General features: G+C 73.9%; 20 protein-coding genes and 1 pseudogene. 11 read left to right on the top strand and 10 right to left on the bottom strand.

All coding sequences use genetic code 11. From position 1 onward, the window contains the following. Window positions 1-82: 82 nt before the first annotated feature. The 3 genes and pseudogenes from ACVJO7_RS19390 to ACVJO7_RS19380 all read left to right on the top strand — a co-directional run. Window positions 83-358 (top strand): annotated as a pseudogene (locus ACVJO7_RS19390) (acetamidase/formamidase family protein); the annotation flags it as partial. 82 nt (window positions 359-440) lie between these two features. Next, on the top strand, window positions 441-836 hold the full coding sequence (locus tag ACVJO7_RS19385) for an ABC transporter permease subunit (protein WP_491674055.1): 396 nt from the start codon (window positions 441-443) through the stop codon (window positions 834-836). Window positions 837-946: 110 nt separating this feature from the next. Next, on the top strand, window positions 947-2,293 hold the full coding sequence (locus tag ACVJO7_RS19380; protein WP_491674054.1) for an NtaA/DmoA family FMN-dependent monooxygenase: 1,347 nt from the start codon (window positions 947-949) through the stop codon (window positions 2,291-2,293). 7 nt (window positions 2,294-2,300) lie between these two features. Here the strand turns inward: ACVJO7_RS19380 and ACVJO7_RS19375 are convergent, their stop codons facing one another. Next, entirely contained in the window at window positions 2,301-2,708 is a 408-nt protein-coding gene (locus tag ACVJO7_RS19375) for a DUF3040 domain-containing protein (RefSeq protein ID WP_491674053.1), read from the bottom strand. Window positions 2,709-2,884: 176 nt separating this feature from the next. On the opposite strand from ACVJO7_RS19375, the gene mgtE reads away from it, so the two are divergent. After that, a complete protein-coding gene (mgtE, locus tag ACVJO7_RS19370; RefSeq protein ID WP_491674052.1) occupies window positions 2,885-4,210 on the top strand; it encodes a magnesium transporter in 1,326 nt (441 codons plus the stop codon). Here mgtE and ACVJO7_RS19365 read toward each other — a convergent pair. Beyond that, on the bottom strand, window positions 4,174-5,319 hold the full coding sequence (locus ACVJO7_RS19365) for a TerC family protein (RefSeq protein ID WP_491674051.1): 1,146 nt from the start codon (window positions 5,317-5,319) through the stop codon (window positions 4,174-4,176). The genes mgtE and ACVJO7_RS19365 overlap by 37 nt on opposite strands. A 274-nt stretch (window positions 5,320-5,593) precedes the next feature. Continuing rightward, window positions 5,594-6,622: an SDR family NAD(P)-dependent oxidoreductase gene (locus ACVJO7_RS19360; RefSeq protein WP_491674050.1), complete on the bottom strand. Its 1,029-nt coding sequence runs from the start codon at window positions 6,620-6,622 to the stop codon at window positions 5,594-5,596. Between the two features lie 309 nt (window positions 6,623-6,931). Here ACVJO7_RS19360 and ACVJO7_RS19355 point away from each other — a divergent pair, with 309 nt between their 5' ends. Beyond that, window positions 6,932-7,762: a sigma-70 family RNA polymerase sigma factor gene (locus ACVJO7_RS19355; protein ID WP_491674049.1), complete on the top strand. Its 831-nt coding sequence runs from the start codon at window positions 6,932-6,934 to the stop codon at window positions 7,760-7,762. Between the two features lie 36 nt (window positions 7,763-7,798). On the opposite strand, the gene ACVJO7_RS19350 is transcribed toward ACVJO7_RS19355, so the two are convergent. Beyond that, window positions 7,799-8,596 carry an SDR family oxidoreductase gene (locus ACVJO7_RS19350; RefSeq protein WP_491674186.1) on the bottom strand — a complete coding sequence of 266 codons (798 nt, stop codon included), beginning with the start codon at window positions 8,594-8,596 and terminating at the stop codon, window positions 7,799-7,801. A gap of 213 nt (window positions 8,597-8,809) precedes the next feature. Here ACVJO7_RS19350 and ACVJO7_RS19345 point away from each other — a divergent pair, with 213 nt between their 5' ends. Further along, entirely contained in the window at window positions 8,810-9,166 is a 357-nt protein-coding gene (locus ACVJO7_RS19345; RefSeq protein ID WP_491674048.1) for a TraR/DksA family transcriptional regulator, read from the top strand. A gap of 122 nt (window positions 9,167-9,288) precedes the next feature. Here ACVJO7_RS19345 and ACVJO7_RS19340 read toward each other — a convergent pair whose 3' ends face one another. Beyond that, window positions 9,289-9,867 (bottom strand): type 1 glutamine amidotransferase domain-containing protein, encoded by a 579-nt coding sequence (locus tag ACVJO7_RS19340; protein WP_491674047.1) that lies wholly within the window; start codon window positions 9,865-9,867, stop codon window positions 9,289-9,291. Window positions 9,868-10,017: 150 nt separating this feature from the next. On the opposite strand from ACVJO7_RS19340, the gene ACVJO7_RS19335 reads away from it, so the two are divergent. The 3 genes from ACVJO7_RS19335 to ACVJO7_RS19325 all read left to right on the top strand — a co-directional run bounded on the left by ACVJO7_RS19335 (window position 10,018) and on the right by ACVJO7_RS19325 (window position 11,379). After that, window positions 10,018-10,287 carry a DUF6343 family protein gene (locus ACVJO7_RS19335; RefSeq protein ID WP_491674046.1) on the top strand — a complete coding sequence of 90 codons (270 nt, stop codon included), beginning with the start codon at window positions 10,018-10,020 and terminating at the stop codon, window positions 10,285-10,287. Between the two features lie 76 nt (window positions 10,288-10,363). After that, window positions 10,364-10,858 carry a winged helix-turn-helix transcriptional regulator gene (locus ACVJO7_RS19330; RefSeq protein WP_491674045.1) on the top strand — a complete coding sequence of 165 codons (495 nt, stop codon included), beginning with the start codon at window positions 10,364-10,366 and terminating at the stop codon, window positions 10,856-10,858. Further along, window positions 10,855-11,379: a PaaI family thioesterase gene (locus ACVJO7_RS19325; protein WP_491674044.1), complete on the top strand. Its 525-nt coding sequence runs from the start codon at window positions 10,855-10,857 to the stop codon at window positions 11,377-11,379. The genes ACVJO7_RS19330 and ACVJO7_RS19325 overlap by 4 nt, the downstream gene beginning before the upstream one ends. Before the next feature lie 27 nt (window positions 11,380-11,406). Here the strand turns inward: ACVJO7_RS19325 and ACVJO7_RS19320 are convergent, their stop codons facing one another. The 5 genes from ACVJO7_RS19320 to ACVJO7_RS19300 all read right to left on the bottom strand — a co-directional run bounded on the left by ACVJO7_RS19320 (window position 11,407) and on the right by ACVJO7_RS19300 (window position 15,153). After that, window positions 11,407-11,997 (bottom strand): hypothetical protein, encoded by a 591-nt coding sequence (locus ACVJO7_RS19320; protein WP_491674043.1) that lies wholly within the window; start codon window positions 11,995-11,997, stop codon window positions 11,407-11,409. 137 nt (window positions 11,998-12,134) lie between these two features. Beyond that, complete coding sequence (locus tag ACVJO7_RS19315; RefSeq protein ID WP_491674042.1) at window positions 12,135-12,530, bottom strand: nitrile hydratase accessory protein; 396 nt, start codon at window positions 12,528-12,530, stop codon at window positions 12,135-12,137. Next, complete coding sequence (nthA, locus tag ACVJO7_RS19310; RefSeq protein WP_491674041.1) at window positions 12,527-13,126, bottom strand: nitrile hydratase subunit alpha; 600 nt, start codon at window positions 13,124-13,126, stop codon at window positions 12,527-12,529. The genes ACVJO7_RS19315 and nthA overlap by 4 nt, the downstream gene beginning before the upstream one ends. Next, complete coding sequence (locus ACVJO7_RS19305) at window positions 13,123-13,800, bottom strand: SH3-like domain-containing protein (protein WP_491674040.1); 678 nt, start codon at window positions 13,798-13,800, stop codon at window positions 13,123-13,125. The genes nthA and ACVJO7_RS19305 overlap by 4 nt, the downstream gene beginning before the upstream one ends. Next, on the bottom strand, window positions 13,801-15,153 hold the full coding sequence (locus ACVJO7_RS19300) for an MSMEG_0569 family flavin-dependent oxidoreductase (RefSeq protein WP_491674039.1): 1,353 nt from the start codon (window positions 15,151-15,153) through the stop codon (window positions 13,801-13,803). It lies immediately after the preceding gene. A 258-nt stretch (window positions 15,154-15,411) separates the two neighbouring features. On the opposite strand from ACVJO7_RS19300, the gene ACVJO7_RS19295 reads away from it, so the two are divergent. Both ACVJO7_RS19295 and ACVJO7_RS19290 read left to right on the top strand, forming a co-directional pair. Further along, entirely contained in the window at window positions 15,412-15,930 is a 519-nt protein-coding gene (locus ACVJO7_RS19295) for an MSMEG_0572/Sll0783 family nitrogen starvation response protein (RefSeq protein WP_344022184.1), read from the top strand. A gap of 82 nt (window positions 15,931-16,012) precedes the next feature. Then, a complete protein-coding gene (locus tag ACVJO7_RS19290) occupies window positions 16,013-17,161 on the top strand; it encodes an MSMEG_0568 family radical SAM protein (protein WP_491674038.1) in 1,149 nt (382 codons plus the stop codon). Window positions 17,162-17,163: the final 2 nt, after the last annotated feature.

The raw sequence follows: 17,163 nt of genomic DNA, 5'->3' as shown, positions 1-17,163 counted from the left end.
TGGCCTACGGCGTGATCTCCACCCGGCACGGCCGCGGAGCGCTGCCCGACCGCTTCCCGGAACCGGGCGGGCAGCGTGTGCAGTGCGCGTTCTGCCGTTTCGAACAGGACCCGGGCAGCGGCACCCGCGCCCGGTTCACCCACCGCGGCGGCAGCGCGCTGATCGACGTCCGGCCGTTCCTGGGGCTGTGCGGCGCGACCTCCGCCGGGTCGACGCGAGCAGCTCGATCCCGCCGGGCCCGTTCGGTGGCAACATCGACCTGCGCGAACCCGTGGCCGGTACGTCTCTGTTCCTCCCGGTCCAGACGCCCGGCGCGGGATTCTTCCTCGGCGACACGCATCTTGCCCTGGGCAACGGGGAGATCGCGCTCACCGCGCTGGAGGGCTCGCTGCAGGTGACCCCTGCGACTGTCGCTGTCCCGCGAACCGGCGCCGCCACCGATGGCGCCGTGGGCGCAGACCCCGCGGCAGTGGATCGTCACCGGGCTGGGCACCGACCTGGACGACGCGATGCGCCGCTGTGCCGACCAGGCCGTCGAACTCCTGGTGCTGCGCACGGGCCCGTCGCACCCGGCGACCGCCCGGTTCGTGCACGGCGTCCCGCAGGACGTGCCGTTGGACCCGGCCGTCGTCGAGGCGGCCCGGGCGATGGGCGCGAGCCGCTTCCGGATCGTCTGGAGCGTGCTGATCCCGGAGGCCCTCGCACCGATGGTGCTGGGCTACACGTTCACCTTCATCGCGGTCGTCGACATGTCGGCGATGGCCGGCTACGTCGGCGGCGGCGGGCTGGGCGACTTCGCGATCTCCTACGGCTACCAGCAGTCAACTGGCCGGTGACGCTGTTGACCGTCGCGATCATCGTCATCATCGTGCAGGTGGCACAGCTGCTCGGGAACACGATCGCCCGCAGGGTGTTGCACCGGTAGGAGCATGTCGGGAGGACACTTATGCCGCGCAAGCAGATCCACCTCGCCGCGCACTTCCCGGGCGTCAACAACACCACGGTGTGGAGCGACCCGGCGTCCGGCAGCCACGTCGAGTTCGAGTCGTTCGCGCACTTCGCGCGGACCGCGGAGCGGGCGAAGTTCGACTTCCTGTTCCTCGCCGAGGGGCTGCGGCTGCGCGAGCACCGCGGCGAGATCTACGACCTCGACGTGATGGGCCGCCCGGACACCTTCACCGTGCTGCACGCGCTGGCCGCCGTCACCGACCGGCTCGGGCTCGCCGGGACGATCAACTCGACGTTCACCGAGCCGTACGACGTGGCCCGCCAGTTCGCCACGCTCGACCACCTCTCCGGCGGCCGGGCCGCCTGGAACGTCGTCACCTCGTGGGACGCGTTCACCGGCGAGAACTTCCGGCGCGGCGGATTTCTCCCGAAGGAGCAACGCTACGCGCGGGCCAAGGAGCAGCTCGCCGCGACCGCCGCGATCTGGGACTCGCGCAGCGGCCCCGACGACCGGTCCACGTTCTCCTACACCTCCGGCCAGTTCGACGTGCGCGGCCGCTTCGCGCTGCCGCGCAGCCCACAGGGCCGCCCGGTGATCCTGCAGGCGGGTGACTCCGAGGAGGGCCGCGAGTTCGCCGCGGCGTCGGCCGACGCGATCTTCTCCCGGCACTCCGAGCCGGCCGCCGGCCGGGCTTTCCTGGCCGACGTGAAGGGCAGGCTGGCCCGCTACGGCCGCGGATGGAACGACCTCAAGATCATGCCCGCGGCGACGTTCGTGCTGGGCGACACCGACGCCGAGGCCGCCGAGCGGGCCGAGGTGATCCGGCACCAGCAGGTGAGCCCGCAGACCGCGATCGTGTTCGCCGAGCAGCTGTGGAACACCGACCTGTCCGGCCGGGACCCGGACGGCCCGCTGCCCGAGTTCGACCCGGTGGAGGGCGAGCTGGTGTCGAAGGGCCGGGCCAGCGTGCGGCAGTACCGCGACCCGAAGGCGGTCGCCGACGAGTGGCGGGCGATCGCCGCGGAGAAGAACCTGACGCTGCGCGAGACCGTCATCGAGGTCGCCGGGCGGCACACCTTCGTCGGCAGCCCGCAGACCGTCGCGGCCGCGATCGACGACGCCGTGCAGACCGACGCCGCCGACGGCTACGTGCTCGTCCCGCACGTCACCCCGGCCGGGCTCGACGAGTTCGCCGACCGGGTGGTGCCGCTGCTCCAGGAGCGCGGCTCGTTCCGCACCGAGTACACCGGCACCACCCTGCGCGAGCACCTCGGCCTGCCGGTCGTCGCGACGACGACCGACCCGACCGAGGCGGCGACGGCGGCACCGGGCGCCGGGCGGTAGGGCAGGCTCAGGAGCGGCGGTCGTCGCCGTCGTGGCGCTGCTCGCCGCCCTCGCCGGTGCCGCCCTCCCGCTTAGCCCGGGCCGCGATCATGGCCATCGCGAACGGGATGCCCAGCAGGAGGCCGAACGACAGGATCCCGACGAGCCAGTCGGTCGGCACCAGGACCAGCACGATCACCGCGATCGCGACGGCCTGGAGCACCCGGTCCAGGGAGAACCGTTCGTCGCGGGCCAGCGACGACATCTCCGACTCCAGATCCGGGTCGGAGCGGCGCAGCTCCCCCTCCAGGTGGGCCAGCGACCGCTCCTCGTCGCGGTTCAGCGGCGACGCGAAGGGGCGCGGTTCGGGATCCGGCGCCGCACCGGCGGGCTCCGAGGGCGGCGGTGGCGGCAGGGGTGGCGGTGTGGCAGGCATTGTTCCTCCTCGGTGCCGAGCTGCCGGCGATCCGAGCGTTCCGGTGGACCCCGCTCATCCTAGCGAAACGGACATAGCTCCGCCCGGTCGTGCGCCGACGCAACACCGTCGTGGTGTCGTGTCGATCTCACCGGCCCATCCGGCCGCCACCGCCCGGGGCGGGCAGAATCGCGGTCATGGAAAGGCTGCACGACCTCGTCCACCGGCACGACCCGGGCGGCGTGCTCGCACTGCTCGACGACCGGCCCGCGCACGAGGTGGCCGACGAGCTGGCCCGGCTCGATCCCGTCGACGCGGGCTGGGCGTTCCGGCTGCTGGACAAGGACCGTGCGCTCGAGGTGTTCGAGGAGCTCGATCCGGTCGACCAGCAGGAGCTGCTCGCCGGGCTGCGCGACGACGCGGTGGTCGCGCTGGTCGAGGAGATGGATCCGGACGACCGGGCCCGGATGCTCGGCGAGGCACCGGCGAAGGTCGCCACCCGGGTGCTCGCCGGGCTGTCCGCCGGGGAACGGACCATGACCGCGGCGCTGCTCGGCTACCCGGACGGCTCGGTCGGCCGGATCATGACCCCGGAGACGGTCGCGGTGCCGGTGCACAGCTCGGTCACCGAGGCGCTGGCCGTGGTGCGCCGCAAGGGTGCCGACGCCGAGACCGTCTACACTCTGCCGGTCACCGACGCCGGACGGCGGGTGCTGGGCACCGTGTCGCTGCGCGACCTGGTGCTGGCCCGGCCGGACACCCCGGTCGCCGATCTCGTCGACCGCGGCGCGCCGCGGGTGCGCGCCACCGACGACGCCGAGGGCGCGGCCCGCCTGATGGGCGAGGCTAACCTGCTGGCGCTGCTCGTCGTCGACTCCGAGGACCGGCTGCTCGGCCTACTGACGATCGACGACGCCGTCGAGATCCTGGTGGCCGCCGACACCGAGGACGCGGCCCGCCAGTCCGGCGCCGCCCCGTGGTCCGGGCACTACATGTACGTGAAGGTCACCCGGCTGGCCCGTACCCGCGCGATGTGGCTGGCGGTGCTGCTGCTCGCCGCGGTGCTCACGGTGAACGTGCTGCAGATCTTCGAGGACTCCCTGGAGCAGGTCACCGCGCTCGCCCTGTTCATCCCGCTGCTGGTGGGGACCGGCGGGAACGCCGGCGCCCAGGCCGCGTCGGCGGCGGTGCGGGCGATCGCGGTCGGCGAGGTGCGCCTCGCCGACCTGCCCGCCGTCGTCTGGCGGGAGCTGCGGGTCGGCCTGCTGCTCGGCACTTTGCTCGGCGGGCTCGGGCTGGTCGTCGCTTCGGTGCTGGTGGGCGTGCAGATCGCCACCGTGGTCGCGGTGACCCTGGTGGCGATCTGCGGCTGGGCAGCCACGGTTGGGGCGACCATGCCGTTGCTCGCCCGCAGGCTCGGGATCGACCCGGCCGTGGTGTCCGCGCCGATGGTCACGACCCTGGTCGACGCGACCGGCCTGCTGATCTACTTCTCGGTCGCCCGGCTGCTGCTCGGGGTCTGAGCGAGCTCCTCGGCGGACCCGGCGGCCGCAGTGCCCGCACCGTCCGGGCCGGTGGCGTCCGGGCCGTCACCTTCCCCATCGCGTGCGTCGGGGCCGGCGTCCGGTCCGCCGGGCTTCCCGGCACCGGCTGCGGCCCGCCGCCGGGACACCATCAGGCTGGCGACCGCGGCGACCGCGATCGTGCCCGAGATGAACAGCAGCGACAGCCAGATCGGCACCTCGGGCACCGGCACCGGCTGCCCGCCGTTGATGAACGGCACGTTGTTCTCGTGCAGCGCGTGCAGGGTGAGCTTCACGCCGATGAAGGCCAGGATGACCGACAGGCCGTGCGCGAGGAAGATCAGGCGCTCCAGCAGGCCGCCGATCAGGAAGTACAGCTGGCGCAGGCCGAGCAGCGCGAACGCGTTCGCGGTGAAGACCAGGTACGGCTCCTGGGTCAGGCCGAAGATCGCCGGGATCGAGTCGAACGCGAACAGCAGGTCGGTGAGGCCGATCGCCACGATGACCAGCGCCATCGGGGTCAGCAGCCGCTTGCCGTCGATCTTCGTGGTGAGCTTCGCGCCGTCGTACTCGCTGGAGGTCGGCAGCACCCTGCGGACCATCCGGATCAGCCTGCTGTCGGCCGCGTCGCCGTGGTCGCCCTCGTCCTTCGAGAGCGCCTCCTTGATCTGCGAGTAGGCCAGCCAGAACAGGATGATCGCGAAGATGTAGAACACGGCGGCGAACCGCTCGATGATCACCGCGCCGACCGCGATGAAGCCGCCGCGCATCAGGATCGCTATCGCGATGCCGACCAGCAGCACCTTCTGCTGGTGGATCCGCGGCACGGAGAACGCCGTCATGATCAGCAGGAAGACGAACAGGTTGTCGACCGACAGCGCCTTCTCGGTCATCCAGCCGGCCATGTACTCGCCGCCGTACTGCCAGCCGGAGAAGACACCGACACCGACACCGAACAGCAGCGCGATCGCCACGTAGCCGGCCGACCAGATGGCGGACTCGCGCAACGTGGGTTCGTGCGGGGTGCGGACGTGCCCGACGAAGTCGAACACCAGCATGCCGACCACGAACGCACACGTGGCGAGCCATACCCAGAGAGGGACGTTCACTGCAAGGACCTCCAGCGCAGGTTGGGGCGCTGAAGGTCTCCTCCGCCCGCTGATCGCGGACCGGCGCCACCGGGATCCAGCTCGTCCTGGTTCCGTGATGACGGCGACGCCGTGTTCGGGAGTACTCCCCTTCTCCGGCGAACGGTAGGGCACGCCGTCCGGTTCCCGACAGTCGTGGCCGTCGCGACCTTGGTCACTCCTGCCCGATTCGCAGGGCGGTTGGCAGGACCGGACGACCCAGGTGTCACTCGTCCGGGTGGCGCACCGGGATGGCTCAGCCGGTCGCGAGCCGGACCGTGACCGCTTCCCGGGCGGTCGTCGGCAGCGGGCGCGGGACGGCGGGCGCGACCGGGGTCGCGGGCCGGCGGCGGGCCGGCCGGTCCACCGGGGCGAGCACCGGCCGGACCGGGCACTCGGGCAGGACGGCGGGGGCGCCCTCGGGCAGCGACCGGACCGCGGGCGGTGCGCCCCGGAACGGCGTCGGCACCGGCGACGGCCGAGTGTACCGGGGGGTGGCCGGGGTGGCACGCCCGCTGCGCCCCGGGACGTCCCGCCGACTGCGCTCCGCGACCCTCCGCCCGACCGTGGCTGTGGCTGTGGCTGTGGCTGCCGGACCACCCGGCTGCCTGCCGCCCGCCGGCAGGACCCGGGCGGCCAGCCACAGCGCCGTCCGCCGGGGCTCCCGGCAGCCGGCCAGCATCCGGCGGGCCCGGCCGGGCACCGACCGCGCCCGGCCGCGGCCGGCATCGGCGAGCGAGCGCCGGACGACTGTCCGCGGATCGGGTGACTCCGGCCCCACCGCCACCGCGGTGACCGGTACGCCGGCCGACCGCAGCACCGCGAGATCGGGCAGCGGGCCGCCCCGGCCGCCGTTCCCGCCGTCGACGAGCAGGATCCCGGGGCGCCGCCGACCGGCCGCCGTCGCGGGCACGGGCGCGGGGCCGGTCATCGCCGTGACGGCCGCGTGGACCAGCCGCAGCACGACCTCCGGGTACGGGTCCGGCCCGGTGACCGGGCCGCCGGGCGCGCACCGGGCGGCCTGCACCAGCAGCCGCACCGGCAGGTCCGGGTCGGCGATCCTGCGCTCGACGGCGGCCAGACCGGCGGGTCCGGTCAGGTCGGTCAGGTCGGCCGCCAGGATCTCGACGATGGCGCCGGTCGCCCGGCCGATCCGCTCGGCGGTGGCCGCCAGCCGGTCGTGATCCCGGGCGACCAGCACCACCGAGTACCCGCGCTCGGCGAGCTCGCGGGCGTAGGTCTCGCCGAGGCCGCGGCTTCCCCCGGTGATCAGTGCTGTCGGCATGCCCGAGACGGTAGAGCGCAGCCGCTGTGGGGCCACTGAGAACGATCACCGGGAACGATCACTGACCGGCCGGTGACCATGATCATCACCGGCTTCTCCCGATCGCGTGCGCAGCACCTCCGGCACCCGGCGGGCGGGCGTCGCGGACCCTCCGGCGTTGCGACGGCGGCCCCGTTCCGGATACGGTCGCGGACCGGTCGCATCGCAAGCCGCTTCTCATCGCGGACATCGTGCGGCTACCGTCAACAGCGATCCGTTCAACCACGCAGCGGACCCCGCACCAGCCATCGGCGAACGCGAGGGACCCAGATGCGCACTGCAACGAGACCGACCACAAGCCCAGGCACCGGCAGCACAGCCCGCGAGGGCCGCACCGGCTACGACCATCTGATCCCCCACCTCGAGCAGCTCGCCGGGGCGGACGAGAGTTCGACCACCCGGAGCGACCTGCGCGACCACGTGATCCGCGAGCTCCGGCCGCTGGTCCGCAACCTGTCCCGGCGGTTCGCGCCGGGCGGGCGCGGCATCGAGGACGTCGAGCAGGCCGGGATGCTAGGCCTGGTCAAGGCGGTCGACCGGTACGACCCGGCGTCCGCGACCGGCGGCCCGCTCGGGTTCTTCGTGCCCAGCATCCGCGGCGAGATGAAGCGCTACCTGCGTGACCACTCGTGGTCGGTGCGGGTGCCGCGGGACCTGAAGGAGCTCGCCGTCACGGTGCAGCGCACCGCCGACAACCTGGGCCAGGAGCTGGGCCGGGCACCGCGCCCGTCCGAGCTGGCCCGGGAGCTTAACGTCGGGGTGGACCAGATCGTCGACGCGCTGGGCGCGCTCGACTCGCACCGGGCCCGCTCGCTGGACGCCCCCACCGGGGACGGCGCGGAGTCCGGCGACGGCATCCCGCTCGGCGAGCATATGGGCAGCGAGGACCCGGCCCTGCACCTGGCCGCGCACCGCGGGGAAATGAACGCGCTGATCCGCGGGCTGCCCGAGCGGGAGCGGACGATCCTGATGATGCGCTTCTACGGCGACCGCACCCAGTCCTCGATCGCCGCCGAGATGGGCATCTCGCAGATGCACGTGTCCCGGCTGCTGAGCCGGACCCTGGCCCGGCTCCGCGAGGGGCTGGCCGAGCAGGACTGACCGGGCGGGATCCCGCCCGGCCCGGTCCGGCCCGGTTCAGCCCGGCATCGTCTCGCCGCCGACCGGCGCCAGCACCTCACCGGAGTAGTACGACGACAGCGCCGGCGCGGCGAGGAACACGTACGACGGCGCGATCTCGTCGGGATCGGCGGGCCGGCCCATCGGGGTCTGCTCGCCGAACCCCTCGACCTTGTCCGGCGGCATCGTCGCCGGGATCAGCGGTGTCCACACCGGCCCGGGTGCGACGCAGTTGACCCGTATCCGCCGGTCCGCCAGCGACTGCGCGAGCGAGTAGGTCAGCGACTGGACGGCCCCCTTCGTGGCCGAGTAGTCGATGAGCGACTTGTTGCCGCGCAACCCGTTCACCGATCCGGTGTTGATGATCGAGCCGCCGTCGGGCAGGTGCTCCAGGGCCGCGGCGGTGACCCGGAAGAAGCTGTGCACGTTCACCTCGAAGGTACGCAGCCACTGCTCGTCGGTGATGTCGGTCAGCGAGTCGTAGGGCTGCTGGGTGGCGACGTTGTTGACGACGGTGTCCAGCCGGCCGAGCTCGTCCACCGTCCGCGCCACGATCGCCGCGCAGTGCTCCGCGTCGCCGAGGTCGCCGGGGAGCAGCAGGCAGCGCCTGCCCTGCGCCCGGACCAGCGCCGCGGTGTGCTCGGCGTCGGTGTCCTCGGACAGGTAGGCGAGCGCGACGTCGGCCCCCTCCTTGGCGAACGCGACGGCCACCGCGCGGCCGATCCCGGAGTCGCCGCCGGTGACCAGCGCGACGGTGCCGTCGAGCAGGTCACGGCCGCGGTAGCCGCGCATCTCGTCGCGCGGACCGGGATCCATCGACCCGGTGTCCCCGGGCGGGCTCTGCTGCTGGGCGGGTGGGCTGTCGGGCACGGATGCCTCCTCCTGCTAGGTCGTGTTCCGGCCACGCGGCGGCTACCCGGGGCCGGGGGTGGCAAACGGCCGCCGGGGCGGGTGTGCCGGGCCGGCACGCGGGTAGCCCCCGGCGTGCCCGGCCGGCCGGCCGGGCGCACCAGCGCGAGAGGAGATCCGATGGAGCCGGAGCGGGCACGGACACTGCTGCAGGACGAGCTCCACCGTCTCGGCGGCGACGTCACCACCGAGCGACCGGCGCCCGGCGAGGACCGGAGCGCCGAGGGCATGGACTTCGGCGACGCCGGGGCCCGCGCGACCGGGTCGATGGAGCACGATCTGGCCGTCGGCACCCGGCACAACCGGCGGCAGCGGGTCCGCGCGGCGCTGGCCCGGCTCGACCGGGGCGAGTACGGCCGGTGCGCGGTCTGCGACGCCACGATCGACGACGAGCGCCTCGAGATCCGCCCGGATACCGACCGGTGCCGGGCGCACCCGGAGGACGAGCGCAGCCTGCCCGGCCCGGTCGAGGACTGATCGACGGAGTCGGGGGCTGATCGACGGGGTCGGGGGCTGATCGACGGGGTCGGGGGCTGATCGGCGGACGCACGACGGGGCCCGGCACCCACGGGAGGTCCGGGCCCGTCGGCGCGCGCGGATCAAGCGGTGGCGCCGGCCGGGTGCACCGGGTGGCGCCCCTCCTCGAACTCCTCGATCAGCTTCGCGCAGAACGCGTCGAGATCGTCCGGGTTGCGGCTGGTGACCAGGCCCTCGTCGCAGACCACCTGCTCGTCGACGACGGTGGCGCCGGCGTTGCGCAGGTCGGTCCGGATGCTCGGGTACGAGGTAAGCGTCCGGCCGCGGACGACGTCGGCCTCGATCAGCGTCCACGGGCCGTGACAGATCGCGCCGACCGGCTTGCCGGCGACGAAGAACGCCTGCACGAACGCGACCGCGGCCGGGTCGGCGCGCAGGTTGTCCGGGTTGACCGTGCCGCCGGGCAGCACCAGCGCGTCGTAGTCGTCGGCGGACACGTCCGCGACGGCCCGGTCGACGTCGACCTTCTCGGCCGGGTTGATGTCGGCGTTCATGGACCGGATCGGGTCCGTGGACAGCGACACGACGTCCACCCGAGCCCCGGCCCGGCGCAGCTCGTCGCGGGGCCGGACGAGCTCGACCAGCTCCACGCCGTCGGTGGCCAGGATCGCGACCGTCCGGCCGTCGAGTTCGTTGGTCACGGTGTTCTCCTCCTCGTTCGCGTCGGTGTGTGCCCTCCCCGGCTTCCCGTTGCGCGACGGCTCAATCACCCGATGCCGGTCCGGTCCACCCGGGTGTGGACGGCGCCGTCGCGGGTACCCGACACGTCCGTCACGAGGGAGGTGCCATCGATGACCGACGACCGGACGCACTACCGCCGCGGGCTGCCCGACCACCACGATCCGACGGCCGGGATCGGCGGCGCGTCCCCGGCGCGCAGCGCGCTCACCCTGCGGGCGCTGCTCGCAGGTTTCGGGCTCGTCGTGGCCGCGGGCGGCACCGTGCTGGCGGTGGCCGCCGGGCTCCGCTGGTTCGGCGTCGTTCTCGCGGTGGTCGCGGTGATCGCCCTGCTGGACCTGCTCTGGATCGGCTACCGCAAGGGCCGCGGCGAACCGGGCTGAGTCACATCCGCTTCTCCGGCGGCTCGGTGGGGGCTATCGTCCCACCTGAGTAGCTCGTCAATACCCAGGAGTCGCGATGGAAACCCGGCGGACGGCCACCGGCCCGGCCTGCTCGGTGGCACGCACGATGACGCTGCTGTCCGACCCGTGGGCGGTGCTCGTCGTGCGGGACCTGGGCCGCGGCATCCACCGGTTCGACGACCTGGCCCGCGGCCTCGGCATCGCCCGCACCGTCCTCAGCCGGCGACTGTCCACACTGGTCGGATCCGGGATCGTCGAGCGGTCGGAGTACCGCGAGCCCGGTTCGCGTACCCGCCCGGAGTACCACCTGACCCGGCGCGGCCGGGATCTCGGCGTCGTGCTCGCCGCGATGATGGACTTCGGCGACCGGCACCTGGCCGGCCCGGAGGGGCCGCCGGTGGTGCGCAGGCACGCCGGCTGCGGCGCCCCGGTGCGACTGGTGAGCGTCTGCGCCGACGGCCACCGGCTCGGCGCGGGCGATCGCGTGCTGCTCGAACCCGGCGCCGGCGCCACGCCGGGCTCCCCCGCACCCGACCCGGAGGAACCATGACCGCCGACACCTCCGCCGGCTCTGCAGCCGGCGCCACCCGGAGGCGCGAGCACGAGTGGTCCGATCCGGCCGCGCTGGCCGCCGCCGCCACCGAGCTCGACGGCCTGGAGTTCCTGCGCCGGATCGCCGACGGCCGGCTGCCCGGCGCCCCGATCGGCAGCCTGGTCGGGTTCCGGCCGGTGTCCGCGGAGCCGGGCCGGGTGGTCTTCGAGTTCGAGCCGGCCGAGCACCAGTACAACCCGATCGGCTCGGTGCACGGCGGCGTCTACGCCACCCTGCTCGACTCGGCGTGCGGCTGCGCGGTGCACTCCACGCTGCCCGCCGGGACCGGCTACACCAGCCTGGACCTGTCGGTGCGCTTCCTGCGCCGGATCACCGTCGACACCGGCACCGTGACCTGCACCGGGCACGTCGTGCATTCCGGGCGGCGGACGGCGCTCGCCAGGGCCGAGCTGACCGACGCCGGCGGGAAGCTGCTGGGCGAGGCCACGTCGAGCTGCATGATCCTGCCCGGCGGCTGACCGGCCGCAGCTCGGCGACCCCGCACCTCAGCGACCGTCCGCGCCGCCGCCGACCGGCAGGGCCGGTCCCTGCTCGGCCGCGACCCCGCCGGCCTCTGCCCGCAGCGCGGCCTCGACGCAGGTGGCGACCCGGACCACGCCGGACGCCTCGGCGTCCACCCCGTAGAACGCCGGACCGGGCAGGTCCGGCGAGAGGCTGCGGGCGTCGTCGGTGACGGCGGCGAACCCCTGCCCGCCGTAGACCCACACGGTCCGGTCGCCGTCGCGCTCGACGAGATCGTCGCCGTCCACCGGGGCGGACAGGAACAGCAGTGGCCCCTCGGTCACGGCGAAGCGCTGCTCCCCCGGCACGGCACCGGGCGACAGCGCGGCGGCGAGGGCGTCGAAGTCGGTACCGCGGGCAGGGGTGCACGCGCGCAGCGCCGCACCGGGGTCGTCGGCGGCGAGCCGGGTGAACTCCTGCAGCGCGGTGTCCGGGCGGTCGTCGGAGTGCGCCTCCTCGGGGCCGACCAGAGCACCGACCCCGACGACGAGCGCGGTGAGCAGTCCGGCACCGGCCAGCAGCACGCCCGCGCACCAGGCCACGGTCCTCAGGACCAGTGACCCGGATCCACCCATGGCCTGCACGTTAACCGCTCCCGGGGCCTCCGGCGGTACGGAAGGCAAACGGTTACCCGGCGGTGACACCGCGGGGGTGATTCGTGCACCCGGTCGGGGATGAGGCTTTGCCACCGTGCGTCGCACCGGCTAAAGGATCATGCCGGACGGCTGTGGCTGTGGGCGTGAGCCTGGCCGTGGTCGTGCCCGGCCGGACGGTCGGCGAGCCGCGCCGCGCGGACGCCGAGGTCGTCGGAGCCGATCCGCCCGGCCCCGACGAGCACGTCCTCCAGCGCGGCCAGCCAGCTCACGTAGTAGGCCCGCTGCGGGGCCTCGGCGATCCGGGCGACCAGCCGGTCGCGGAAGCCGTCCCAGCCGATCAGCCCGCTCTCGGCGAGCGTCACCGCCATCCCGAAGGCACGCCCCTCCCACGGCTCGGCGAACACCAGCTCGCCGTTGGACCGCGGCGGCGCGGCCGGCCCGCTGGTGTCCAGTGTGGTCCCAGGGGCCCCAGGGGCCCCGGCGGTCCCGGTGCGGCCGGCCCGGCCGGTCACGATGCGGCCGCCCCGGCCGGGCCGATCTCGGCGACCCCGACCATGGCGTCCCGGGTGACCAGCGCCGCCAGCTCGTCCTCGGTCATGCCCGCGGTGCCCGCCGGGCGCCGCGGCAGCGTCAGGTAGCGGACCTCCGCCGAGGAGTCCCACACCTCGATCCGCCGCCCGGCGGGGACGTCGAGCCCCATCTCGGCGAGCACCGTGCGCGGCTCGCGTACCACCCGGGCCCGGTAGGACGGGTCCTTGTACCAGCTCGGCGGCAGGCCGAGCACCGGCCACGGGTAGCAGGAGCACAGCGTGCAGACCACCACGTGGTGCACCTGTCCGGTCTGTTCCAGCACCACCATGTGCTCGCCCTGCGGCCCGGTGAACCCGAGCGAGGCGATCGCGGCGGTGCCGTCGCGCAGCAGCCACCCCCGGAACTCCGGATCGGTCCAGGCGCGGGCGACGACCCGGGCGCCGTTGAGCGGGCCGACGTCGTTCTCGTAGGTCCGGACGAACCCGTCCATCACCGCCGGATCGACCAGCCCGCGCTCGACGAGCAGCTCCTCGAGGGCCTCGGTGCGCAGCGCGGGCGGGATCCGGTCGTCGGTCATCGCGGCTCCAGGTGGATCTCGAACAGGTCGGCGTGCACGGTGGCCTCCTCCGCGCCGGGACCCCACAGCTCGGCGGAGCCGAACGCGACGGTGTGCACGTGCTGCGGGTGCTCCCCGGCGAACACGGCGTGCGTGTCCGGGAGCACGTGCGGCGGCCGCACCGCGACCACCGTCCCGGCCCGGCCGCGCAGGTAGCCGGGCACCTTGAACGGCCCGGTCCCGGCGCAGGGTCGCCGGGTCAGCACCCGGACCGGGTCACCCGGGCCGAACCGGGGCGGGCGGTCCAGCGCACGCAGCGATCCCGGCCCGGTCGGCGCGTAGTCCGGCCGCGCCGGTTCCGGCACCGGCGGCTCGGTGACGTCCTCCCCGCGCCGCCGTCGGGCCCGCGCGTCCACCGCGCCGGGGGCCAGCAGCGCCGAGTCGGTGAGCATCAGCTCGGCGGCGTTGAGCCAGCGGCCGTAGTAGCCGTCGTCGAAGTAGGCCGCCCGGTCCAGCCGGGACAGCGCGTACCGGAACGCGTCGAGGTTGCGCCCGGAGATCCGGCCCATCGTGAGCACGGCCAGCGCGAACGCCCGGCCCTCCCAGGGCCGGCCGAACGGCGGCTCCGGCTCCACCCGCGACGGCGGCAGCACCGGACCGAGCCCGGGCCGCCCGCCGAGATCGGACGGGTCCACTCAGGATCCCAGCGCCAGCACGTTGCAGACGTCCCCGCGGCCGCCGGTGGTGACCAGCCCGCGCTGCGAGCGGATCCGCTCGGCGAGGTACCCGGCGTCCTGCCCGACGCCGGAGAACCGGCCCGAGCCCCAGGTCCACTGCCAGGGCAGGCCGAGGAAGAACAGCCCGGGCACGGAGGTGGCGCCGCGGATGTGCACGGGCGTCCCGCGGCCGGTGAACACCGGCACGTCGATCCAGCCGAAGTCCTGCCGGAACCCGACGCACCAGACCACCGAGGTGATCCCGCTGCCGTCCAGCGCCAGCTCGGTGGTCTCCTGCTCCGGGCACCAGACCGGGGTGTAGCGCTCCCCCGGCGGCGCGTCGATGCCGTTCCGCTCGATGTGCGCGTCGATGGTGTCCTTGATGGACTCGCAGACCTCGTCGGCATGGTCCAGCGCGGCCGCCAGGTCCGGCCGGAAGCGCAGCGCGCCGCCGGCGTGGTCGGCGAGCGAGCCGTAGAGCCGCATCCCCTCGGCGGCGAACCGGCGCAGGTCGATGTCGCGGCCGCCGTCGCGGCCGGTGACGTAGTGGTTCGCCTGGGCGCGGACGGCCTCCCGGCGCGGGTGCTCGGTGACCGGCATCCGGTAGTAGCCCATCTCGTCGAGCCAGTCGGTGACGTCCCGGCCCCGGTGGAAGCGGGCCACCCGCGGCGCGCTGCCGACCGCCAGGTGCACCCGCCTGCCCTCCAGGTGCAGGTCCTCGGCGATCTGCGCGCCGGACTGCCCCGATCCGACGACGAGCACCTCGCCGGGCGGCAGCTGCGCGCCGCTGCGGTAGTCCTGGGACTGCACCTGGGTGATCCCCGTCGGCAGCGGCTCGGTCAGCGACGGGACGACCGGCGTGTGGTAGCCGCCGGTGGCGACGACGACCTGGTCGGCGGTGCAGGTCCCCGCGGTCGTCTCCAGGGTGAAGGTGCCGCGCTCGTCGCGGGTCAGCCGGGTGACCGTGACGCCCTCGCGCAGCGGCGGATCGACGAACTCCCGGTATGCCTCCAGGTAGCCGATGATCTCCTCGCGCACCATGAACCCGTGCGGGTCGTCGCCGGCGTACGGGAAGTCCGGCAGGTCGCACTGCCAGTTCGGGGTGACCAGGCAGAACGTGTCCCAGCGGTACCGCTTCCAGGAGGAGGCGACGACGTCGCGCTCCAGCACGAGATGGTCGATGCCGCGCACGCCCAGGCAGCGGCTCATCGCCAGCCCGGACTGACCGCCGCCGACGACCACCACCGGCCGGTGCTCACCGTCCAGATCGGACACCGGTGCCGGTCGCGCGTCCCTGTGCACCACCGCGGTCATCGGCACTCCCTCGCTCACGTCGTCGCACTCCTGCCGGGACACCACGGTCGACCCGTTCTATTGCGGAATCGTGTCGGCCGGACTACCGGAACATTTCCCGGTGTTACGCAACGCGACCGTCACACATCGCCGATCCGGAATTGCCGACGTAGTCCGCCGACAACATTTCCGAAACGCGGCACTGGTGTCGTTGTCGGTGCCGGAGCCGGAATCGCTACTCCCGGCTTTCCCGCGAACCGTACGGAAAACCCGTCACATCATCGAGGAGCCGAGAACATGACCAGCGCCGAGCTGTCCGACGTCGAGAAGAAGAGCCTCGAGGAGATCCCGCACCCCTCGCTGCCCGAGGGTTCCAGCATCTACGGCGGCACCAAGGTCTTCCCCGACCTGCAGGCCGAGGACGGCGAGACCTACTTCACCCTGGTGCACGGCATCGCGCACGAGTCGTCGGTGAGCTTCGTGGCCGTGCTGCAGGCGACCCGCGCGCTGCGCAAGGGATTCGAGTCCGCCATGTACTTCTACGGGCCGGGCTCGCTGAACTGCCTGGCGACCCGCGGGTTCCCGACCACCGGCACGTCCGCGTTCCCCGGCGAGCACAACATCAACGACCAGCTGAAGACGTTCCTCGGGGAGGGCGGCAAGGTCTACTGCTGCCGGTTCGGGCTCTCGCTGCACGGCGCCCGCGAGGAGGACCTCATCGAGGGCGTCATCCCGACCCACCCGCTCGACGTCCAGGACGCGCTCATCCACTACGCCCGCAAGGGCGCGATCATCAACTCGACCTACCAGCTCTGAGGATCGCGGGTGGTTGTCGCGGCCGGATCGGCCGCGACAACCGCTCCCGAGCGCACACCGCCCGCCCCTGGAGGTCCGCCGCATGTCCGCTCCGTCGTCCCACGACACCGATCTCGGCCTGCAGGCCCGCGCCGAGATGGCCGTCCGCGGGGTCGCGATCGATCCCGAGCCGGCACCCGCCGGGCGCGTCACCGATCTCGGGTCGTCGATCCCGCTGCGCCGCCCCGGCGGCGCCGGCCCGTCGGCCGACGGGCACGTGCTCGTCGACGGCCTGAAGACCACCGTCCCGATCGTCGCGGACTCGCCGTTCCGGCTGCGCGGCGGCAGGCTCGTCCGCAACGATCCCGGGGGCGGGATCACCGACATGGGCGTCGCCGTCGAGACCGTCGACCGGCCCGCCTTCTACGACCTGCGGACCGCCGACGGCGTCTCCTACGAGCAGATCGCCCGGCTGCACGGCAACGACGTGCTCGCCTCCACCGTCGTCCAGACCTGCGTGCGCTACGGTGAGGCCGACCGCTGCCGGTTCTGCGCGATCGAGCAGTCGCTGCGCACCGGCGCCACCACCGCCGTGAAGACCCCGGAGCAGCTCGCCGAGGTCGCCGAGGCCGCCGTCCGGCTCGACGGGGTCCGCCAGATGGTGCTCACCACCGGCACCTCCAACGGCCGCGACCGCGGCGCCCGGCACCTGGTGCGCTGCGTGCGCGCGATCAAGGCGGCGGTGCCCGGGCTCCCGGTGCAGGTGCAGTGCGAGCCACCGGCACCCGACGATCTCGCCGTGCTCACCGAGCTGCACGAGGCCGGCGCGGACGCGATCGGGATCCACGTCGAGTCCCTCGACGACGAGGTGCGGCGGCGCTGGATGCCCGGCAAGGCGACGGTCCCGCTGGCGCAGTACCGGCTGGCCTGGGACGAGGCGGTGCGGGTGTTCGGCCCGAACACCGTCTCCACCTACCTGATCGTCGGGCTCGGCGAGGACCCGGACGAGCTGGTCGCCGGTGCGGCCGGCCTGATCGCCGGCGGGGTGTACCCGTTCGTCGTCCCCTACCGTCCGATCCCCGGCACCCTGGCGTTCGACGACGGCGTGCCCGGTCCCGATCCGGCGCTGCTCGCCGACGTCACCGCCCGGGTCGCCGCCGAGCTGCGCGGCTCCGGGATGCGCGGCTCCGACCAGGCCGCGGGCTGCGCCGCCTGCGGGGCGTGCAGCGCGCTGTCCGCGGCGGGGGGCTGAAC

The sequence above is a fragment of the Pseudonocardia sp. DxW genome (genome assembly GCF_058448985.1).
The sequence above is the reverse complement of the archived record's forward strand: the minus strand, read 5'-3'. Positions and strand labels throughout refer to the sequence as shown.

What these genes read in the sequence shown, in the direction of transcription:
- ACVJO7_RS19360 (WP_491674050.1), bottom strand. Translation starts at nt 6,622, where the DNA reads ATGCCGACAGCACTGATCACCGGGGGAAGCCGCGGCCTCGGCGAGACC.
- ACVJO7_RS19320 (WP_491674043.1), bottom strand. Translation starts at nt 11,997, where the DNA reads ATGGGTGGATCCGGGTCACTGGTCCTGAGGACCGTGGCCTGGTGCGCG.
- ACVJO7_RS19380 (WP_491674054.1), top strand. Translation starts at nt 947, where the DNA reads ATGCCGCGCAAGCAGATCCACCTCGCCGCGCACTTCCCGGGCGTCAAC.
- ACVJO7_RS19350 (WP_491674186.1), bottom strand. Translation starts at nt 8,596, where the DNA reads ATGGATCCCGGTCCGCGCGACGAGATGCGCGGCTACCGCGGCCGTGAC.
- ACVJO7_RS19345 (WP_491674048.1), top strand. Translation starts at nt 8,810, where the DNA reads ATGGAGCCGGAGCGGGCACGGACACTGCTGCAGGACGAGCTCCACCGT.
- ACVJO7_RS19355 (WP_491674049.1), top strand. Translation starts at nt 6,932, where the DNA reads ATGCGCACTGCAACGAGACCGACCACAAGCCCAGGCACCGGCAGCACA.
- ACVJO7_RS19375 (WP_491674053.1), bottom strand. Translation starts at nt 2,708, where the DNA reads ATGCCTGCCACACCGCCACCCCTGCCGCCACCGCCGCCCTCGGAGCCC.
- ACVJO7_RS19385 (WP_491674055.1), top strand. Translation starts at nt 441, where the DNA reads ATGGCGCCGTGGGCGCAGACCCCGCGGCAGTGGATCGTCACCGGGCTG.
- ACVJO7_RS19330 (WP_491674045.1), top strand. Translation starts at nt 10,364, where the DNA reads ATGGAAACCCGGCGGACGGCCACCGGCCCGGCCTGCTCGGTGGCACGC.
- ACVJO7_RS19325 (WP_491674044.1), top strand. Translation starts at nt 10,855, where the DNA reads ATGACCGCCGACACCTCCGCCGGCTCTGCAGCCGGCGCCACCCGGAGG.
- ACVJO7_RS19335 (WP_491674046.1), top strand. Translation starts at nt 10,018, where the DNA reads ATGACCGACGACCGGACGCACTACCGCCGCGGGCTGCCCGACCACCAC.
- mgtE (WP_491674052.1), top strand. Translation starts at nt 2,885, where the DNA reads ATGGAAAGGCTGCACGACCTCGTCCACCGGCACGACCCGGGCGGCGTG.
- nthA (WP_491674041.1), bottom strand. Translation starts at nt 13,126, where the DNA reads ATGACCGACGACCGGATCCCGCCCGCGCTGCGCACCGAGGCCCTCGAG.
- ACVJO7_RS19295 (WP_344022184.1), top strand. Translation starts at nt 15,412, where the DNA reads ATGACCAGCGCCGAGCTGTCCGACGTCGAGAAGAAGAGCCTCGAGGAG.
- ACVJO7_RS19290 (WP_491674038.1), top strand. Translation starts at nt 16,013, where the DNA reads ATGTCCGCTCCGTCGTCCCACGACACCGATCTCGGCCTGCAGGCCCGC.